At 47.2% G+C, this 17,578-nt stretch carries 23 protein-coding genes and 2 pseudogenes; 22 read left to right on the top strand and 3 right to left on the bottom strand.

Annotation, left to right across the window (positions count from 1 at the left end; translation table 11 throughout):
• Window positions 1-9: 9 nt before the first annotated feature.
• The 7 genes and pseudogenes from ACSAMP_RS15795 to ACSAMP_RS15765 form a co-directional block, all read left to right on the top strand.
• A pseudogene (locus tag ACSAMP_RS15795) lies at window positions 10-1,509 on the top strand (VirD4-like conjugal transfer protein, CD1115 family); the annotation flags it as partial.
• A 93-nt stretch (window positions 1,510-1,602) separates the two neighbouring features.
• Window positions 1,603-1,731 (top strand): annotated as a pseudogene (locus tag ACSAMP_RS15790) (Maff2 family mobile element protein); the annotation flags it as partial.
• A 252-nt stretch (window positions 1,732-1,983) separates the two neighbouring features.
• Window positions 1,984-2,496: an RNA polymerase sigma factor gene (locus ACSAMP_RS15785; protein WP_055185245.1), complete on the top strand. Its 513-nt coding sequence runs from the start codon at window positions 1,984-1,986 to the stop codon at window positions 2,494-2,496.
• Window positions 2,489-3,193, top strand: a complete 705-nt coding sequence (locus tag ACSAMP_RS15780) for a zf-HC2 domain-containing protein (RefSeq protein ID WP_015537033.1) — start codon at window positions 2,489-2,491, stop codon at window positions 3,191-3,193. The genes ACSAMP_RS15785 and ACSAMP_RS15780 overlap by 8 nt, the downstream gene beginning before the upstream one ends.
• A gap of 158 nt (window positions 3,194-3,351) precedes the next feature.
• Window positions 3,352-3,810 (top strand): RNA polymerase sigma factor, encoded by a 459-nt coding sequence (locus tag ACSAMP_RS15775; protein ID WP_055185428.1) that lies wholly within the window; start codon window positions 3,352-3,354, stop codon window positions 3,808-3,810.
• Complete coding sequence (locus tag ACSAMP_RS15770) at window positions 3,788-3,985, top strand: helix-turn-helix domain-containing protein (RefSeq protein ID WP_055185243.1); 198 nt, start codon at window positions 3,788-3,790, stop codon at window positions 3,983-3,985. Before ACSAMP_RS15775 ends, ACSAMP_RS15770 begins: the two co-directional genes overlap by 23 nt.
• Before the next feature lie 42 nt (window positions 3,986-4,027).
• Window positions 4,028-4,453, top strand: a complete 426-nt coding sequence (locus ACSAMP_RS15765) for a hypothetical protein (protein WP_117751523.1) — start codon at window positions 4,028-4,030, stop codon at window positions 4,451-4,453.
• Between the two features lie 42 nt (window positions 4,454-4,495).
• Here ACSAMP_RS15765 and ACSAMP_RS15760 read toward each other — a convergent pair whose 3' ends face one another.
• A complete protein-coding gene (locus ACSAMP_RS15760; RefSeq protein WP_243281675.1) occupies window positions 4,496-4,783 on the bottom strand; it encodes a hypothetical protein in 288 nt (95 codons plus the stop codon).
• 205 nt (window positions 4,784-4,988) lie between these two features.
• On the opposite strand from ACSAMP_RS15760, the gene ACSAMP_RS15755 reads away from it, so the two are divergent.
• The 6 genes from ACSAMP_RS15755 (at window position 4,989) to ACSAMP_RS15730 (ending at window position 9,143) form a co-directional block, all read left to right on the top strand.
• On the top strand, window positions 4,989-5,384 hold the full coding sequence (locus ACSAMP_RS15755; protein WP_097786374.1) for a plasmid mobilization protein: 396 nt from the start codon (window positions 4,989-4,991) through the stop codon (window positions 5,382-5,384).
• The gene (locus ACSAMP_RS15750) at window positions 5,356-6,978 is read left to right on the top strand and encodes a relaxase/mobilization nuclease domain-containing protein (RefSeq protein WP_457800991.1); all 1,623 of its coding nucleotides are present in this window, start codon (window positions 5,356-5,358) and stop codon (window positions 6,976-6,978) included. The genes ACSAMP_RS15755 and ACSAMP_RS15750 overlap by 29 nt, the downstream gene beginning before the upstream one ends.
• A gap of 187 nt (window positions 6,979-7,165) precedes the next feature.
• Window positions 7,166-7,372, top strand: coding sequence for a hypothetical protein (locus tag ACSAMP_RS15745; RefSeq protein ID WP_015544131.1), 207 nt, complete (start codon window positions 7,166-7,168; stop codon window positions 7,370-7,372).
• Window positions 7,362-8,108, top strand: a complete 747-nt coding sequence (locus tag ACSAMP_RS15740) for a phage replisome organizer N-terminal domain-containing protein (RefSeq protein ID WP_044929250.1) — start codon at window positions 7,362-7,364, stop codon at window positions 8,106-8,108. Before ACSAMP_RS15745 ends, ACSAMP_RS15740 begins: the two co-directional genes overlap by 11 nt.
• Complete coding sequence (locus ACSAMP_RS15735) at window positions 8,105-8,947, top strand: ATP-binding protein (protein WP_141267509.1); 843 nt, start codon at window positions 8,105-8,107, stop codon at window positions 8,945-8,947. Before ACSAMP_RS15740 ends, ACSAMP_RS15735 begins: the two co-directional genes overlap by 4 nt.
• Window positions 8,948-8,993: 46 nt before the next feature.
• Complete coding sequence (locus tag ACSAMP_RS15730) at window positions 8,994-9,143, top strand: transposon-encoded TnpW family protein (RefSeq protein ID WP_347045252.1); 150 nt, start codon at window positions 8,994-8,996, stop codon at window positions 9,141-9,143.
• A gap of 57 nt (window positions 9,144-9,200) precedes the next feature.
• Here ACSAMP_RS15730 and ACSAMP_RS15725 read toward each other — a convergent pair whose 3' ends face one another.
• On the bottom strand, window positions 9,201-9,590 hold the full coding sequence (locus tag ACSAMP_RS15725) for a DUF5301 domain-containing protein (protein ID WP_006859726.1): 390 nt from the start codon (window positions 9,588-9,590) through the stop codon (window positions 9,201-9,203).
• Window positions 9,591-9,831: 241 nt separating this feature from the next.
• Between ACSAMP_RS15725 and ACSAMP_RS15720 the strand changes: the two genes are divergently transcribed.
• The 5 genes from ACSAMP_RS15720 (at window position 9,832) to ACSAMP_RS15700 (ending at window position 14,757) form a co-directional block, all read left to right on the top strand.
• A complete protein-coding gene (locus ACSAMP_RS15720; RefSeq protein WP_003533408.1) occupies window positions 9,832-11,445 on the top strand; it encodes a recombinase family protein in 1,614 nt (537 codons plus the stop codon).
• Between the two features lie 189 nt (window positions 11,446-11,634).
• The gene (locus tag ACSAMP_RS15715) at window positions 11,635-11,997 is read left to right on the top strand and encodes a helix-turn-helix domain-containing protein (RefSeq protein WP_307862865.1); all 363 of its coding nucleotides are present in this window, start codon (window positions 11,635-11,637) and stop codon (window positions 11,995-11,997) included.
• Window positions 11,957-12,334, top strand: coding sequence for a TnpV protein (locus ACSAMP_RS15710; protein WP_002595212.1), 378 nt, complete (start codon window positions 11,957-11,959; stop codon window positions 12,332-12,334). Before ACSAMP_RS15715 ends, ACSAMP_RS15710 begins: the two co-directional genes overlap by 41 nt.
• A 515-nt stretch (window positions 12,335-12,849) precedes the next feature.
• Window positions 12,850-14,148 (top strand): group II intron reverse transcriptase/maturase, encoded by a 1,299-nt coding sequence (gene ltrA, locus ACSAMP_RS15705; RefSeq protein ID WP_173866412.1) that lies wholly within the window; start codon window positions 12,850-12,852, stop codon window positions 14,146-14,148.
• Between the two features lie 108 nt (window positions 14,149-14,256).
• Window positions 14,257-14,757: a hypothetical protein gene (locus tag ACSAMP_RS15700; protein ID WP_002594812.1), complete on the top strand. Its 501-nt coding sequence runs from the start codon at window positions 14,257-14,259 to the stop codon at window positions 14,755-14,757.
• Window positions 14,758-14,851: 94 nt separating this feature from the next.
• Here the strand turns inward: ACSAMP_RS15700 and ACSAMP_RS15695 are convergent, their stop codons facing one another.
• Window positions 14,852-15,658: a helix-turn-helix domain-containing protein gene (locus ACSAMP_RS15695; RefSeq protein WP_002594811.1), complete on the bottom strand. Its 807-nt coding sequence runs from the start codon at window positions 15,656-15,658 to the stop codon at window positions 14,852-14,854.
• A gap of 482 nt (window positions 15,659-16,140) precedes the next feature.
• Between ACSAMP_RS15695 and ACSAMP_RS15690 the strand changes: the two genes are divergently transcribed.
• From ACSAMP_RS15690 to ACSAMP_RS15675, 4 genes are all read left to right on the top strand, one after another.
• Window positions 16,141-16,329: a hypothetical protein gene (locus ACSAMP_RS15690; RefSeq protein ID WP_002594810.1), complete on the top strand. Its 189-nt coding sequence runs from the start codon at window positions 16,141-16,143 to the stop codon at window positions 16,327-16,329.
• Window positions 16,326-16,667 carry a replication initiator protein A gene (locus ACSAMP_RS15685; protein ID WP_002594809.1) on the top strand — a complete coding sequence of 114 codons (342 nt, stop codon included), beginning with the start codon at window positions 16,326-16,328 and terminating at the stop codon, window positions 16,665-16,667. Before ACSAMP_RS15690 ends, ACSAMP_RS15685 begins: the two co-directional genes overlap by 4 nt.
• On the top strand, window positions 16,660-16,956 hold the full coding sequence (locus ACSAMP_RS15680; protein ID WP_002594808.1) for a DUF3847 domain-containing protein: 297 nt from the start codon (window positions 16,660-16,662) through the stop codon (window positions 16,954-16,956). Before ACSAMP_RS15685 ends, ACSAMP_RS15680 begins: the two co-directional genes overlap by 8 nt.
• A gap of 298 nt (window positions 16,957-17,254) precedes the next feature.
• Window positions 17,255-17,578 (top strand): DUF6960 family protein (locus ACSAMP_RS15675; protein WP_457800990.1); only part of this gene is annotated, 324 nt, incomplete at its 3' end.

Raw genomic sequence — 17,578 nt, 5'->3', positions numbered from 1 at the left:
ACTTGACAAAACGCTTCATGGGGAACCGCCGAGGACATCAAGCCCTACGTCGATCCCGCGTTTGAAAACAACATCATTCTCACGCAGACGGAGCGGCTGACGATGAATAGCCGCCCCAAAGACCCGAAAACGGCGCGGAACAAAAATGTCCTGATCGTCGGCGGCAGCGGTTCGGGCAAGACCCGCTTTTGGTTGAAGCCCAATCTGCTACAATGCACCTCAAAAACCTATCCCACCAGCTTCGTCGTCACCGATCCCAAAGGGGACATCGTGGTTTCCTGCGGCCATGCGCTGCAAAAGAACGGGTATCAGATCAAGATACTAAATTCGCTGAACTTCAAGAAGTCCATGCACTACAACCCGTTCGCCTACATCCACTCGGAAAAGGACATTTTGAAGCTGGTCACGACGCTGATCGCCAACACCAAGGGCGAGGGCAAAGCCGGTGACGATTTCTGGGTGAAAGCGGAAACGCTGCTCTACACCGCCCTTATCGGGTACATCCACTATGAAGCGCCGGTGGAGGAACAGAATTTCTCTACGCTCATTGAGTTTATCAATGCGATGGAGGTGCGCGAGGACGATGAGGACTTCAAAAATCCGGTGGATTTGATGTTCGAGGAACTGAAAAAGCGCAAGCCAGACCACTTCGCCGTCCGTCAATATGCCAAATTCAAGCTAAGTGCCGGCAAGACCGCTAAGAGCATCTTGATTTCCTGCGGCGCACGGCTTGCTCCCTTTGACATTCAGGAGCTGCGGGAATTGACGGCCTATGACGAGCTGCAACTGGACACGCTGGGCGACCGAAAAACCGCCCTGTTCATTATCATGTCCGACACGGATGATACCTTTAACTTTCTCATTTCCATGTGCTATACCCAGCTTTTCAATCTGCTGTGCGAAAAGGCAGATGATGTGTACGGCGGGCGCTTGCCGGTTCACGTCCGCTGCCTGATCGATGAGGCCGCGAATATCGGGCAGATACCGAGGCTTGAGAAGCTGGTAGCGACAATCCGTTCCAGAGAAATCTCCTGCTGCCTTGTCTTACAGGCTCAGAGCCAGCTCAAAGCCCTGTATAAAGACAGCGCAGATACGATCATCGGCAACATGGACTGCTCCATCTTTTTGGGTGGAAAGGAACCCGGTACGCTGAAAGAGCTGGCGGCGGCGCTGGGCAAGGAAACCATCGACAGCTATAACACCGGCGAGAGCCGTGGCCGCGAGGTTTCCCATTCGCTGAACTATCAGAAGCTGGGCAAGGAACTGATGAGTGTGGATGAGCTTGCCGTGCTGGATGGCGGCAAGTGCATCTTGCAGCTTCGCGGCGTCCGCCCGTTTCTGTCCAACAAATATGATCTCACCAAGCATCCCCTCTACCGCTACACAGCGGATTATGACAAGAAATACGCCTTTGACATAGAGCGTTTTCTGTCCCATCGCCTCAAGCTCAAGCCGGATGATGCAGTTGAGGTGTATCAGGCAGACCTTTCCGGTGAACCTGTCGCCTGACGGCGGCAGCCTAATTTGACAACGGCTCGATGAAACTTCGTGGAAGAAATGTACCCTCCAAAATCTAAAACATATTTTTCGGAGGTACTATTTATGGCTTTCTTTAATTCTGCTGTTGGTGTTCTTCAGACCCTCGTTGTGGCACTGGGCGCTGGCCTCGGCATCTGGGGCGCGATCAATCTGCTGGAGGGCTATGGCAACGACAACCCCGGTGCCAATGCTCATGTACGGTAGAGAAGCACAAGACATGGATAGCCAGCCCTGCCACTATTCCGAAGTCAGGGGAACGCAATAGAAAAATTCATAGCTGTATGCTATACTTAATTAGCATTTGAACATATCAAGCTGACACAGCAATCTCTTTGCTTGCCGTTAATGCGCGTCTACCAATAGTCCGCAGAAAGCAAGAGTAGCGTAAAGGTATAAAAATTTCAAACTTCTTTGTAACGAAATTCCGATTTCTCCGTCTAACCTATGAAGCTGAAGGAGGTGATGACAAGTATGGACTATGAAAAGCTCTATAAAGCCTACTATTTACAGGTATACTCGTATACTATTTCTCTTGCTAAAAATCGTGAGATAGCAGAGGAAATCACGCAGAACACATTCTATAAGGCTGTTTCTACAACATCACAATTCAAAGGTAAGTCAGATGAATTGACATGGCTCTGCTCCATAGCAAAAAATCTTTACCATGATGAAATGCGAAGCCGTCAGCGAGTAGCTGATGTGAGTGAAATCAATGACTTGCCATCAAATGAAAATGTTGAGAACTCAGTTACAGATTCTGACATGGCGTTCCGCATACACCTCGTTCTTCACCGTTTGGAAGAACCATACAAAGAAGTCTTTCAGCTTCGCGTATTCGGGGAACTATCTTTTTCACAAATCGCTGCAATTTTTGGAAAAACAGAATCATGGGCGAGAGTTACTTATCATCGTGCAAAGCTAAAAATTCAAGAAAGGATGGATGAAAAGCATGAGTAAACAATGCGATATTGTTCGAGATATTCTTCCGCTGTATGTTGACGGTGCTTGCAGCGAAGCAAGCGCAGAGATGGTAAAAGAGCATTTGAACGCCTGTGCTGACTGTAACGCAATTTATCAGAAATTGCTTTCTCACACGAGCGAAGATGTTCTTCACGAAGAAAGCGAAAGCGTTATTATGCGCCATGAGGCAAAAGAAAAGCAGAGGGGCAGAAAAAAGATAACTATTGCTGTTCTCGTTTCCATCACTCTTTGTATCATTGCAATTTTTACAGCTCTCTTTCTGTTACCTATAAACATTGCTTATGAGCCTGTCAAAATCGACTTCCCATTTGAGGTTGAAGATGTCGAAAGCGTTGAAATGTACCACTATGACGGAGTGCCTGCATCAGCAGAAAAGAAAGTAGTTGTTGCTGAAAATGATATAAAGACCCTGTATGATAAGTTCAAGGGCTTATCCCTAAAAGACAAAACAACTGAGGAAACTGCTGGAGCAGATGTGACCAGCTTTAGATTTAACCTCTCAGATGGAACAAGCTACGATTTGATTTACGCCTGCTATGGAGTTAAAAACGGCGAATTGAAGTCAGAAGCAGGCGGTTTTAAGTATTTCACAAGTGCGGATATTGGCTCTTATTGGAACAATTTGAATACGGAACTTGAAGCAATTCCTATCAATGAGAGTGAATTGCCGTGAGCAGATAGCAAACCCAGCCGAGCCTGTCAACAGTCAAGATGAACGGCGCAAATGCGCCGCCGTTGACAGCCCCGCCCGTCTTTGCTGTTCGGTAACCAAGAGGGCGACAGCATAAAATGCTGCCGCCCTCTGCCATTATTCAGAAAGGGGGATTTTCCATGACCGAACACGAAAAGTATCAAGAACATATTCGGCATACACACGATGCCTTTTGCAAGACTGTTATTCGCCACGCTGCCATAGACGCAGCCCGAAGCATACGCAGCCGCCGCAAGCGGGAAATCTCGCTTGAATATCTGATAGAAGAAAAACACTATCCATTCAGCACCACAGATAAATACTTTACAGAGCAATCCGGCATGAACAGCTATCCGCTTTTCGTCTGCGGTCAGATGGTGCTTTTGGAAAGTCCAGAGCTTGCCGCAGCCCTGTCCGCACTATCACAGATGGAACAGGAAATCATTTTCCTATACTACTTCCAACGATTGACGCATAGGGAGATTGGACGGAGATATGGACGGGCAGGCAACACAACCGGGCGGCGTATTCAGATGATTTTGCGGCGGCTACGGGCAGAGTTGGAGGGCTTGTCCTATGAGCCAGCTACTTTCCTATGAAACAATCGTTAAGGCAAGCGAGGGCGACCCGGAAGCTGTTGCCGCCGTCCTATCCCATTATGCCGGATATATCCGCTCTTGTGCGAAAATGGACGGACAGATCAACACAGATATGCAGGAACATATCGTCGGGCGGCTGATAGAAAGCCTGTTGAAGTTCCGCTTTGACCGCTAAGCAGAAAAGTTGTATAATTAGAGCCTGACAAATTAAACTTTAATGGGGGTGGAGCAAATGGAACAGATTATCAATTATAGAGACATACCCACAGATAAAAGGCTTGACATATTAAATGCTCTTGAGCGAATAGGTTTTTTTCCTGCATACGGCGGTGTGAAAACCATGCAACAAATTATGGAAAAGTCAGTTCCGGGTTCAGGTCCACAATTCTATTTCGTTTTCCGTGAAAATGAGTTGATAGGGTACAATTTTCTCATTGGTGACACTAAGAAATATAAAGCGTTCCCATGGCTTGCTGTTAGCAATATGGATGAGCAGAAGTTGGCTGTTTGCGAAGAACTGATGAAAATACAAATTGCTTTTTTTGAAGAACTCGGAATGCAAAAGATAGCAGATCATTGCGTTAGGATTATGGAAGATTACAGAAAAGGGATTGGAAAGCGAAAAGAAAGCGATTGCAGATAAATTCCATTTGAAAAACGGCTGACAATTTAATACCGCCGCCCATCACAGCGGCATATAAGCAGTAAATCTTGAAAAAGGTTTGCTGCTTTTTTTGCGCCTATTTTCAAAAATCTTTGGCAAACCACACCGCCGGATTGTTGTAGGGAGCAGGACGGGGAAATCAAAAAAATTTCCGCTGCATTTGCCAAAACGCACCTTTTTCACCGTTGTAGTGGTGAACAGCGGGCAGAACACGCCGCCGCAATCGCTATATTGGTGGAGCAAGCCAGTATATCCGCAAACCAGAGCCGCCGAGGAAAGCGGCAGTTTTTTAGAGCAAGATTCTACCACGGTGCCAAAATTCGCTTATCGCTCCTTTTGCCCCGGTGGGAATCTTGTTGGGGAGTGCCTTCCCCAAACCCTGCTTATGCGGCTTACGCCGCTTGAAAATCTCCGCAAATTCTTTTCGGATTTTTTCAAAAACAGTTCCGCTGCACACCCCGTTTTTCTCCTATTAGTGAGCGGACACCACGCACAGAAAGGAGGTCAACCACCTATGAAACGATATAACACGCCCCACCGCAGCCGGGTAGTCAAGACCCGGCTGACCGATGAAGAATACGCCGACTTTACCGCCCGGCTTGCCCCTTATGGTATGAGCCAGTCTGAATTTATCCGGCAAGCCATTACACGGGCAACCATACGCCCCATTGTTACCGTTTCCCCGGTCAATGATGAATTGCTTGCCGCTGTCGGGAAGCTGACCGCCGAATATGGCAGGATCGGCGGCATCCTCAATCAGATTGCCCGGTATCTGAACGAATACGGCGTACCGTATAACGCCCTGTCCGGCGAAGTCAGAGTCGCCATTTCCGACCTTGCCGCCTTGAAGTTTGAAGTCTTGCAGAAAGTAGGTGAAGCTGTTGGCAACATTCAAACATATCAGCTCTAAAAATGCCGACTACGGAGCAGCCGAGCAGTACCTCACTTTTGAGCATGACGAGTTTACCATGAAGCCCACCCTTGATGAAAACGGGCGGCTTGTCCCCCGTGAGGACTACCGCCTTGCCACTCTGAACTGCGGCGGGGAAGATTTTGCCGTTGCCTGTATGCGCTCCAATCTCCGCTATGGCAAGAACCAAAAGCGGGAAGATGTGAAGTCCCACCACTACATCATCAGCTTTGACCCACGGGACGGAACGGACAACGGTCTGACCGTTGATAAGGCACAATCGCTGGGCGAGGAATTTTGCAAAACACAATTCCCCGGACACCAAGCCATTGTCTGTACCCACCCGGACGGGCACAATCACTCTGGCAACATTCATGTGCATATCGTCATAAACAGCTTGCGGATTGAAGCTGTCCCGCTTCTGCCCTACATGGACAGACCAGCGGACACAAAATGCGGCATGAAGCACCGCTGCACAGACGCAGCTATGGAATATTTCAAGTCCGAAGTCATGGAGATGTGCCACCGGGAAAATCTGTATCAGATTGACCTCTTGCATGGCAGTAAGAACCGAGTGACCGAGCGTGAATACTGGGCGCAGAAGAAAGGGCAGCTTGCCCTTGATAAAGCCAATGCCCCGATGATAGCGGACGGTATCACGCCCCGGCAAACCAAGTTTGAAACCGACAAGGCGAAGCTGCGGCAGACCATACGCAACACCCTTGACCGGGCAAGCACCTTTGACGAATTTTCAGCTTTGCTTTTGCAGTCGGGAATCTCCGTCAAGGAGAGCCGGGGGCGGCTGTCCTATCTCACGCCGGACAGAACCAAGCCCATTACCGCCCGGAAGCTGGGGGATGATTTTGACCGTACCGCCGTCCTTGCCCTTTTGGAGCAGAACGCCCACAGAGCCGCCGAACAGACCACACCCATACCCGAATACCCCGGTAGCATGACGGGGCATTTGCAGAGGGAAAAATCCGCCAAAATCGCCCCGAAACAGGACGGTTTACAGCGCATGGTTGACCGGGAAACGAAACGAGCCGAGGGCAAGGGCGTAGGCTATGACCGCTGGGCTTCCCTGCACAATCTCAAACAGATGGCGGCTACCCACAACTTTCTCATGGAAAACGAACTACTTGACCTTGACAATCTGGACGCAGCCGTGGAGAGCAGCCGGAAAGCCCTTTCCGAAGCAAGGGAAAGTCTGCGGGGCATTGAGCAGACCATAGCCGACAAGAAAAATCTGCGAAAGGTTGTCAGCGATTACCGCCGAACCCGCCCGACTATTGAGGAACACAAGAAGCTGAAAGGCAAAAAGACAGAAACCTACTACCGGGCAAATGAAGCAGATTTCATCATCTATGAAGCCACCCTGCGCCAGCTAAAGGTGCTTGCACCGGGAAAGAAGCTGCCTGCCATTTCCAAGCTGAATACGGAGATTGAAGCCCTCATTTCCGAGAAAAACGCAGCTTACAACACCTACCGCACCGCCAAAGCCGAGCATGAGCAGCTTGCCACCGCCAAGCGGAACACCGAGCAGATACTACACGGCACACCGAGCCGTCAGAAAAAGCACGAACAGGAGCGTTAAAAACCGACCCGAAATGATACCGAAACCATACAAAAGGCTGGGGGTATAGCTTACCCTACCCGCAACACACCCACCCTTGCAAACGGGGCTTACAGGGCAGATTTTTCCCGAAAATGACACCGGGAACATACAGATTTTGCCCCTGTCCCCTCATACCCGACCAAACCGAAGAAAGGAGCGTTTTTTCATGCCGAGAATGAGCAAGAAGCGGCGGCTGGAATGGGCGTTCTTTCTCAATGAGCGAAACCGCATTACTTTCAATGCCCTTTGCCGGGGCTGTACCCATGACTGCAAGCAGAGTTTTAGGGCTATCGTGGTACTCTGCCCCCGGTATTACTCAAAGAGATGGAAAGCCCGCCCCGCAGATAAGGAGAACCAAGATTATGTCAGATAACCGCAAATATTATTACCTCAAACTGAAAGAAAGCTATTTTGACGATGACGCTATCGTGTTGCTGGAAAGTATGCAGGACGGTATGCTGTATTCCAATATCCTCTTGAAGCTGTACTTAAAATCGCTGAAATACGGCGGCACTTTGCAGCTTGACGAGAATATCCCCTACACCGCCCAAATGATAGCCACCATTACCCGCCAGCAGGTCGGCACAGTTGAACGGGCTTTGCAAATCTTTATGAAGCTGGGGCTTGTCGAACCGCTGGACAACGGGGCTTTGTATATGAGCAATATCGAGCTTTTCATCGGTCAGTCCTCTACCGAGGGGGAGCGCAAGCGCAGGGCAAGAATGAAGATTTCAGAGCAAAAACGGCTTAGTGGACAAGTGTCCGAAGCAAAAGCGGACATTTGTCCACCAGAGATAGAGATAAAGAAAGAGATAGATATAGAGATAGAAAAAGAGAGAGAGTCAGAACCAGGACGAGCCGCTCCCGCTGCTTACGGCAGATACAAAAATGTGATTTTGACAGATACGGAGCTTTCCGAACTGCAAGCAGAACTGCCCGACAAGTGGGAGTATTACATTGACCGGCTATCCGGCTATATCGCTTCCACTGGGAGGAAATACAAGAACCATGCAGCCACTATCCGCAGATGGGTGGCTGACGATACCGCTAAAGCTGCCCCGAAAAGGGGCATACCCGATTACAGCTACAAGGAGGGAGAAAGTCTATGAAACCAGCTTTTGAAGATATGAATTTACAGATACCAGCAGTCACCGCCGAGCCGGAGGACTACACAGGTGAGGACGGTCTGCTCTACTGCGGCAAGTGCCGGACACCGAAAGAAGCCTATTTCCCGGCTGATAAGGCTACCCTGTTTGGGCGTGACCGACATCCGGCTGAATGTGACTGCCAGCGGGCGCAGCGCATGGAGCGTGAAGCCGCCGAACAGCAGCGAAAGCACCGGGACAAGGTGGAAGAACTGAAACGCTGGGGCTTTACCGACCCGGCTATGCGGGAATGGACTTTTGCCAATGACAACGGCAGAAACCCGCAGATGAAAACCGCCCATTTCTATGTGGAACATTGGGAGGACATGAAAGCCGGGAACATCGGCTATCTGCTTTGGGGCAGCGTCGGCACAGGCAAAAGCTACCTTGCCGGATGTATCGCAAACGCCCTCATGGAGAAAGAAATCTCCGTCCGCATGACGAACTTTGCCCTTATTCTTAATGACCTTGCAGCCACTTTTGAGGGCAAGAACGAATATATTTCCAACCTCTGCCGCTATCCGCTGCTTATCCTTGATGATTTTGGAATGGAGCGTGGCACAGAGTATGGCTTAGAGCAGGTCTACAATGTGATTGACAGCCGATACCGAAGCGGCAAGCCGCTGATCGTCACGACCAACCTCACGCTTACCGAGTTGCAGAACCCGCAGGACACGCCCCACGCCCGGATTTATGACCGACTGCTTGAAATGTGCGCCCCTGTCTGCTTCTCCGGCGAGAACTTCCGCAGGGAGAGCGCACAAAACAAGCTGAACCGCTTAAAGCAACTGATGAACGATTGAAAGGAGTTCGCCTATGACCGATAAAAAAGAGCATATCAGACACAGCATGAAAAGCACCGCACCCGCCGATTGCGTGACGGAAATCCGTATAGGGAACTCTGTTCTTGTCGTGTCCGGCTTTTTCAAGCAGGGCGCAAAGGAAACCGCCGCCGACAAAATGGCTAAGGTGCTGGAAGCGGAAGCTGCTACAAAATGAGGGCATGGAAAAGCGGTCATGCCCGGAAACATGACCGCTGAATGGATAAGTTAAATTTTAGTTTGTTTCTTGCAGCCGTTCGTACAGCTGACTGTCAATTTTATAAATTCCCTGATAAGGCTGTTCGATATAGTGTTTTCCGTTTTCCTCATAGGCAAAAATGGTACTTGTTCCTGTTTCAAACTGAAAATCAATCTTGATATAACTTTCAGTCTGCGGAAAATCTTGAACACTTTGCTTACTGGTTGGTTCAGAACTGGAAATGTCAGAAATTATTTCACTTATCCAAGCTGTGTCTGAATGATTTGTGGTGTTTTCCCCAACAGTTACATCAACAGATGTAATGTCGCTTGTTTGGGGCAACTGAATGGGAGCAGCTTTTTTCCCACACGCAACTAAAGTTAAAATGCAAGTCAGACATAAAAACAAAGAAATATATTTTTTCATAAGCCTTTTACCTCGCTAATTCAATTTTTGCCATTATAACACAGCAGAATGAAATGGACTATCAAATAAAAGTAAAATATTTATGAAGTTGAATCTGCGTGATAACCCTAACACAAAAAAACGTCATTTTGACGGGCGGTAAAGAAGCCCTTTTACACTTTGCCGCTATACAAGCCGCCCCGCTGTATGGTACAATCGAAGTACGGAATAGTGGGGCTGGCTGTCGGAAACGGAGGAAACCATGTTAAGACAGACAACCCAAAACCTTATTACCGCCCTTTATCCGAGATTATCCCATGAAGATGAACTGCAAGGGGAAAGCAACTCTATATCCAACCAAAAGCGCATTTTGGAAACCTACGCCAAGCAGAACGGCTTTACCAATCTCTGCTGGTACACAGATGACGGTTATAGTGGTGCGAACTTCCAAAGACCCGGATTTCAAGCCATGCTTGCAGACATTGAAGCCGGGAAAGTCGGCACAGTCATCGTCAAGGATATGTCCCGTTTAGGGCGAAATTATCTTCAAGTGGGAATGTATACAGAAATGCTTTTCCCGCAGAAAGGCGTCCGCTTTATCGCTATCAATGACGGAGTGGACAGCGCAATGGGCGACAACGATTTTACCCCGCTGCGTAATCTTTTCAACGAATGGATGGTGAGAGATACGAGCAAAAAAATCAAGGCAGTTAAGAAAGCAAAAGGCATGAGCGGTAAGCCTGTTACCAGCAAGCCCGTGTACGGCTACCTCATGGACGAGGACGAAAATTTCATCATTGACGAGGAAGCCGCCCCGGTAGTCAAGCAGATTTACCAGCTTTGCCTTGCCGGGAACGGTCCGACCAAGATAGCCCGTATGCTGACCGAGCAGGAAATCCCCACGCCGGGAACGCTGGAATACCAGCGCACAGGCAGCATACGCCGCTACCACCCCGGCTATGAATGTAAGTGGGCGACCAATACCGTTGTTCATCTGTTGGAAAACCGGGAATACACAGGCTGTCTTGTGAACTTCAAGACGGAAAAACCGTCCTACAAGATGAAGCACAGCATAGACAACCCCATTGAGAAACAGGCGATTTTCGAGAACCACCATGAGCCAATCATCGACTTGCAGACATGGGAACGGGTGCAGGAGTTACGCAAGCAGCGCAAACGCCCCAACCGCTACGATGATGTGGGCTTGTTCTCCGGCTTGCTGTTCTGCGCCGACTGCGGTCATGTGATGTACCAGCAGCGGTATCAGACCGACAAGAGAAAGCAGGATTGCTACATCTGCGGCAGCTATAAGAAGCGCACCGCCGACTGTACGGCGCACTTCATCCGAACCGACCTTTTGACGGCGGGTGTGCTGGACAATCTGCGGAAAGTGACCGCCTATGCACAGAAGCATGAAGCCCGGTTCGTGAAGCTGCTTATCCAGCAGAATGAAATGGGCGGCAAGCGGAAACAGGCGGCAGCCACGAAGCAGCTTGAACAGGTGCAGAGCCGCATTGCAGAACTTTCCCGCTATATCAAACGTCTGTATGAGGACAATGTAAACGGGAAAATCAATGACGAGCGTTTTATGGAAATGTCCGCAGACTACGAAGCCGAGCAGCGGGAACTGAAGGAGAAAGCCGCCGCATTGCAGGGCGAACTGGACAAGGCACAGGAAGCCACGGTAAACGCTGAAAAGTTTATGAACGTTGTCCGCAAGTACCTTTCTATCGAGGAACTGACACACACCCTCTTGCGTGAAATGGTGGAGAAAATCGTTGTCTATGAATGTGAGTATGACGAGAACGAAGTACGCCACCAGCGCATTGATATTTATTATAGCTTTGTCGGCAAGATTGACTTGCCCGAAGAATAAGCCCGACCTATCCGACACCCTGCGCAAGTGCCGGATAGGAACGGCAAAATTTTTTACACTTCTATTACTTCTTTATCACACATAAGCAAAATCTCAGGGCATGAAGCAGTTTATGGCTAATTAAAGGGAACAAAAAGAAAGGAAAAGCACAATCCAGACGGTATCAGCGGCAGGATACAAGAATAAATTGTGATTACACAAGATTGGTGCTATAATAAGAGAAAAGTTCCTGCCGGGGCAGCCGCCCCGGTGGTATGGGTAGAAAGGCAGGAAAACAATATGCACATCAGCTATAAACCACTCTGGCACACACTGTTAGAGCGTGATATGAGGAAAGAGGATTTAAGGCTTGCCGCTGGTATGACAACGAATATGATTGCCAACATGAGCAAAGAGGGAAAGCACATCAGCATGGACACATTAGCCCGTATCTGTGAAACGCTGAATTGTGAGATTACCGATGTGATTGAGTTAGTACCAGACGAGCCTGCTTCCACAGGAGGTAAGGAACATGAGCGAATTGAAACCAAGAATAACGGAAAACGGAATTGATTATATCCTTGTCGGAGATTACTACATCCCGGACTTGAAACTGTCGGAAGAACGCCGCCCCATCGGAAAGTATGGACGGATGCACCGGGAATATTTAAGAGAAGTCCACCCAGCCAGATTGAACACATTGATACTGACCGGAGAATTGTGGACATATCTTGCAGACCTGAACGAACAGGCACAGGAACGGTTAGACACTATCATGGAGCAGATGAAAGCTGCCGAGGGCGTGACCGAGGACTTGAAGCGTACCCGTCAAATGGAATGGGTGCAGCGGTGCAATAATATCCACAACCGGGCAGAAGAAATTGTTTTGCATGAGATGATTTATTCATAACGGTATGATAGAATGATTATGACAAATCGGAATTGTGCGCCCAGATAAGGGCGAGTAGTCTAGCAGGTGGAATGCCTGTCTGGTAAGGTCTAACCAACCGCCAGTAGCGAGTCTTGGGTGATTGTCAGTAATGATAGTTGCTAAGCGTAGACAGCGAGAAAATAGAGAGTGTGATTGAGCCTCGAAATTTTGACATTTAGAAGGCTGACGTTCTAATTTCGACGGAAAGCAATACAAATCAATTCGCATTGGTGAGAAATGGTTTGCTTCTGCGGGGTCAAAGAGCACTTTATGTTTTACATTGTGATTATTCAGTCAACTGGGGAGAGCCTATTGTTTCTTGCCATTGCAAGTATGGCAAACAACTGCAAAACAGGAGAATGTCAAAAGAACAGTAGGCAGTCGGATAGCTTCATAGTACTGAAGAAGTTGGGTAATGCCAACGGAGGAAAGGGAGCTACATAATAATGGTCTTTCTGAGGACACATCAACCGTACTCAGGGACGGAGGTATTGATGGAAACGAAATTAGAAAGAATAGCAGAAATATCGGCAAATTCGCCGAGACCAGAGTTCACATCGTTGTATCATCTAATCAATAAAGAAATGCTTTTGCAATGTCACAAAGAATTAGACGGAAACAAAGCAGTCGGTGTTGATGAGATTACTAAGAAAGAGTACGGGAGAAATCTGGAGCAAAACATAGATGACTTGGTAGAAAGACTGAAAAGAAAATCATACAAACCACAGCCATCAATTAGGGTATATATCCCTAAAAGCAATGGAAAACTTCGACCATTAGGAATTGCGTGCTATGAGGACAAAATAGTTCAATTAGCATTAAAGAAGATATTAGAAGCTATCTATGAACCGAGATTTCTGAACTGCATGTATGGATTCAGACCAAATCGAGGATGTCATAACGCAATAAAAGAACTGTATAAGAGATTAAACAACACGAAAATCTGCTATATTGCGGATGCTGACATCAAAGGATTCTTCGACCATATGAAGCATGAATGGATTATCAAGTTTCTCAAACTTTATATTAAAGACCCCAACATAATTGGTCTTGTCAAGAAGTATCTTAAAGTGGGAGTGCTGGATAATGGTGAACTTATGGTGAATGAAGAAGGTTCAGCTCAAGGCAATATTATAAGTCCAATCCTAGCAAACATATATATGCACAATGTATTGACACTATGGTATAAGTTTATTATTACCAAAGAATGCAAGGGAGATAACTTTCTAATTGTATATGCAGATGATTTTGTTGCAGGATTTCAATATAAATGGGAAGCAGAGAATTACTACAAGCTTCTTAAAGAACGAATGGAAAAGTTCGGTTTGCAATTAGAAGATAGTAAAAGTCGTCTCTTACAAAGCGGTGCTTATATTGCAAGGGCAAAGCAAAAGAGCGGTGAGTGTATCAGATTACAAACATTTGATTTTCTGGGATTCACATTCTATTGTGGGCGTTCACGCAAAGGCATGCCATATATAATGCCAAAGACAAGCTCTAAGAAATTCAGACAGAAAATTCGAGACATCAAGGTATGGTTATATGCGAATAGAGACCAACCGCTAAAGAAACTAATGGGTATGCTAAATCTGAAACTAATAGGTCATTATAGGTACTATGGCATAAGTTTTAATGGCAGAATGATTTCAAACTACAAACAACAAGTGAGAGAACTTCTGTTTAAGGTGCTGAATAGACGAAGTGACAGAAAGAGTTATACAAGAGAAGGATTCATTGAAATGCTGAAATATTATCCATTGGCAATGCCAAAGATTTATGTCAGCTTGTTTTGAGAATGTAAATATTATTATGAAGAGCCGTATGCGGGAAAGCCGCACGTACGGTTCTGTGAGGGGCTTACATTGTGAGGTGTAAGTCTACTCGACTGAGGAGGTGTTCATATGAAGAGAGCATTGCTTTTTATTTTCATGACGGTTTGTGTATTAGGAATGTCCGCCTGCAGCAGCAAAGACGCCATGCCAGAAACATCAGATTCTGCCAGCAATCCGGTTCAGAATACAGATATCAGTAATCTGAATGGAGGAAAAATCTGGTCTGAACAAGATATTGTGTCGATGTTCTCTCTTGTGCAAGAAACAGATTGGGAATACATAGACTGTGTTTTAATTCCAGATCATGCTAGTGACCGTGTTGGTGCAGTACTCTTCCGGAACGATAAGGAGCAAACAAGCAATGTTGCGTTCTTTGATGCAGACGGATACTTTCAACAGTATGGCACATATGCAAGAATGTCTGACGAACCTGATTTTCAGTATCTCGGAGGTGGTGCGGTAACATTTAAGCTGGAAACAGAAGATGGTATAATCTATAACTACACGATCACAATCTCGATCGATGACAGTAATGTGAATTTTAAAGCGGAAGATGATTTGCCAAAATAAATTCAAGTTTGTCGTTCTAAAAATTCAACTGAATAATCCCAGCAAAAACCGCTGCTACATGGAAGCCAACAAACCATGCAACAGCGGTTTTTCTTTACCGTTTTTTCCTCTGGCTGATAGGCGTTCCCATTTTCTTTGACTTTTTGAGAATACGAATGAGCCAGCGAAATTCTTCGTCTGACAGATTTTTGTAGTTGATACCAAGCTGCTTGCAGTAAAGGACAACCAGCTTTTCATCCCGGCTGCCCTTGAAATTTTCGACCGCTTCCAGATTTTCTTTCAGTTCATTGGCAACAGTGGTCTGGGGTGCACTCTCACTGTCCTTTTTATGGGCTTCCCGAATATCCCGGATAATGAGGTTGAGGTCATCCAGAACCATGTGGCTGAAATATTCATCATCGCTGATATGGGCGGCTTGCAACACTTTCAAATGGGGGTCATCTTCGCCGGGGCGATACCGTTCAATGATTTCATGCCGGACGGTATCGACAAGGGCGTTGAGGTTCTGAATCTGCATGGTGGCAATCCCATCCACATAAATCTCAATGTCCGCAAGAAACTTGATAAAGTCCTTATGGGTGGCAAGTTCGCAGAGCAGACGGTTGTTAATCCGACCGCTTTTCAGAAGTGCTACCATCTCATCACTCAAATGCAGCTCCCTTAATGGCGTGTTGATCTCCGCCCGGTTCTCTGTCCGGCAAAAGAGATAATCGAGGGACACCCCATAAAAATCTGCCAGCAGGATAAGGTTACCATGATTGATTTCCTTATAGTCATCTTTTTCATAACTGCCAAGAGCCGATTTTGAAATACCCGTTTGCTCTGCCAGTTCTTCCAGTTTTAATCCTTTGTTTAATCGTAAATCTTTTAGCCGTTCCTGTATTGTAGTAGCTCCGTTCATTGAAGCAGTTCCTCCTTCTGACGACATTTATAACCGTTGAATTGATTATACCATATCAATTCCGCAATCGTGGAAATTTCTGATTTTTCCCCGAATTCCTACTTTGTGGACATACGGCACAGGGCACAAAAATGTTCTATGATACAGGTAGTTCATCGATGGATTATTCCAATCGAATGACCAGCCTGTGTGGGATATGCTTCCCCGGCGATGTAGTGCCATGACTTTTGGCAGGGATGTGGAGGAACCCTTACCAAAACGAGCATACCAAAGGGAGCGATACGCCGCTGTGAGATTCAGGGGAGGAACGACACCGGGGAGAACTGGCGAACTGACACCGAAATGATACCGAAACACGACAATCTGATAGGGGGACAGTCTACCCTATCGCTGATACTTCGGGAGATTTTAAGCGGCTCTATGGCTGTAATTTTGCCGAAAATCGCCCCGAAACCATACACGAAAACGGGAGGAAGCGCAATATGCCGAGAATGAGCAAAAAGAGGAAGCATGAGCTTTCCTTTTACCTCAATGACCGGGGGCGTGTCACTTACAACGAATTATGCCGGAAATGCCAGCATGGGTGCAGGCAGAGCTTCCGGGCGGTTGTGATTCACTGCCCCCGTTATTTATCCAAACGAGCAAAGAAAAAGGAGGAACACACCGAATGAATTTTGAATTTATGACGATAGACACACCATTGCCGCCCTGTATGGCTTTTCCAAGAGCGTTGACAGGGTTTCCAGTCAGCAGCACCGCAAAGGTCATGTACTGCCGGATGTTGGACGCTATGCTCTCCAATGGGCAGGAGGACGAGAACGGAATCCTGTTTGTCTGCTTCCCTGTCACAGCCATTGCCGCAGTCCTGTCCCGCAGCCCCATGACGGTCAAGCGTTCTTTGAATGAACTGGAAACCGCCGGACTTATCATGCGGGTGCGTCAGGGAGTTGGAGAACCAAACCGAATTTATGTGCTGATACCGGGAAAGGAGGATGCTGCCCTTGCCTGATACCTCAAAGCTGGAAAAGCTCAACCGGGAGCTGGAAAAAAGCGAAAAGAAGCTGCGGAAAGCCATCAATGATGAAAAGGCGTTGCAGCACCAGTTAAAGCAGCTTACCCGAAAGGAACGGACGCACCGGCTCTGCACTCGTGGCGGTATGCTGGAAAGTTTTCTGCAAGAACCGGAACGCCTGACAGACGATGATGTCATGCTGTTGTTGAAACTCATTTTTCACAGACAGGACACGCAGGAACTATTGAAAAAACTGCTGGAACGGGAGAAGCCGGAAACCCCTTAGTTTACTAAGGGCGCAATTATACACCACCCAGAGGTTGGTGCATTGCGTTCTCCGAAGGCTCCTCGCCGGAGGGCTGTGATTTTCCGCAGTCAAGGTCTGCTCCAAATCATACAGGGGACGCTACGCTTCCCCTGCGCTGGCTGCCGCCAGCTACCCTTTTGTGGACTTGCCATCTGGGGACATCTTGCGTTGCAAGCTGTTCCCAGCCGACAAGTTTCATAAAATATGCTATCTTTTTGATAGGCAGTGAAGTATAATAAAGTCAGTGACAAATTAGAAGTTGCGAAAGGAGAACAAAATGTGGGGAGTATGTCTTGATAGTAACGCCATACAAGATGGATTATTTCAGACCGTTATTCAATACAAAAGAAAAGAGAATGGTGAAGTGGTGATTATATCCCCAAAAACTACATACAAACTGGATATTAAGCATGTTAAAGAATTGTCAGCACCTCCCCAATATATTTATGGAGAATGTGTTTCCCCTTGTAATCATCCCGATATGATAGGTATAGTTTGTGATATTGCTTGGCATTTCAAGTTAAACTGCTATTTCTATATAATTAAAGTCAATGGTAGACCGAAAAGCAAACGATACTACGATGGTGATTTGAACCCTATT

The organism is Flintibacter sp. SJQ-8, from assembly GCF_054108085.1.
Note: the sequence above shows the minus strand (reverse complement) of the source record. Positions and strands in the feature narration are given on the sequence as shown.

Excerpts from the sequence above, each read along its gene's own strand:
- ACSAMP_RS15785 (WP_055185245.1), top strand. The coding sequence starts at position 1,984 with ATGAAGCTGAAGGAGGTGATGACAAGTATGGACTATGAAAAGCTCTAT.
- ACSAMP_RS15780 (WP_015537033.1), top strand. The coding sequence starts at position 2,489 with ATGAGTAAACAATGCGATATTGTTCGAGATATTCTTCCGCTGTATGTT.
- ACSAMP_RS15775 (WP_055185428.1), top strand. The coding sequence starts at position 3,352 with ATGACCGAACACGAAAAGTATCAAGAACATATTCGGCATACACACGAT.
- ACSAMP_RS15770 (WP_055185243.1), top strand. The coding sequence starts at position 3,788 with ATGAGCCAGCTACTTTCCTATGAAACAATCGTTAAGGCAAGCGAGGGC.
- ACSAMP_RS15765 (WP_117751523.1), top strand. The coding sequence starts at position 4,028 with ATGGGGGTGGAGCAAATGGAACAGATTATCAATTATAGAGACATACCC.
- ACSAMP_RS15755 (WP_097786374.1), top strand. The coding sequence starts at position 4,989 with ATGAAACGATATAACACGCCCCACCGCAGCCGGGTAGTCAAGACCCGG.
- ACSAMP_RS15745 (WP_015544131.1), top strand. The coding sequence starts at position 7,166 with ATGCCGAGAATGAGCAAGAAGCGGCGGCTGGAATGGGCGTTCTTTCTC.
- ACSAMP_RS15740 (WP_044929250.1), top strand. The coding sequence starts at position 7,362 with ATGTCAGATAACCGCAAATATTATTACCTCAAACTGAAAGAAAGCTAT.
- ACSAMP_RS15735 (WP_141267509.1), top strand. The coding sequence starts at position 8,105 with ATGAAACCAGCTTTTGAAGATATGAATTTACAGATACCAGCAGTCACC.
- ACSAMP_RS15730 (WP_347045252.1), top strand. The coding sequence starts at position 8,994 with ATGAAAAGCACCGCACCCGCCGATTGCGTGACGGAAATCCGTATAGGG.
- ACSAMP_RS15725 (WP_006859726.1), bottom strand. The coding sequence starts at position 9,590 with ATGAAAAAATATATTTCTTTGTTTTTATGTCTGACTTGCATTTTAACT.
- ACSAMP_RS15720 (WP_003533408.1), top strand. The coding sequence starts at position 9,832 with ATGTTAAGACAGACAACCCAAAACCTTATTACCGCCCTTTATCCGAGA.
- ACSAMP_RS15710 (WP_002595212.1), top strand. The coding sequence starts at position 11,957 with ATGAGCGAATTGAAACCAAGAATAACGGAAAACGGAATTGATTATATC.
- ltrA (WP_173866412.1), top strand. The coding sequence starts at position 12,850 with ATGGAAACGAAATTAGAAAGAATAGCAGAAATATCGGCAAATTCGCCG.
- ACSAMP_RS15700 (WP_002594812.1), top strand. The coding sequence starts at position 14,257 with ATGAAGAGAGCATTGCTTTTTATTTTCATGACGGTTTGTGTATTAGGA.
- ACSAMP_RS15695 (WP_002594811.1), bottom strand. The coding sequence starts at position 15,658 with ATGAACGGAGCTACTACAATACAGGAACGGCTAAAAGATTTACGATTA.
- ACSAMP_RS15690 (WP_002594810.1), top strand. The coding sequence starts at position 16,141 with ATGCCGAGAATGAGCAAAAAGAGGAAGCATGAGCTTTCCTTTTACCTC.
- ACSAMP_RS15685 (WP_002594809.1), top strand. The coding sequence starts at position 16,326 with ATGAATTTTGAATTTATGACGATAGACACACCATTGCCGCCCTGTATG.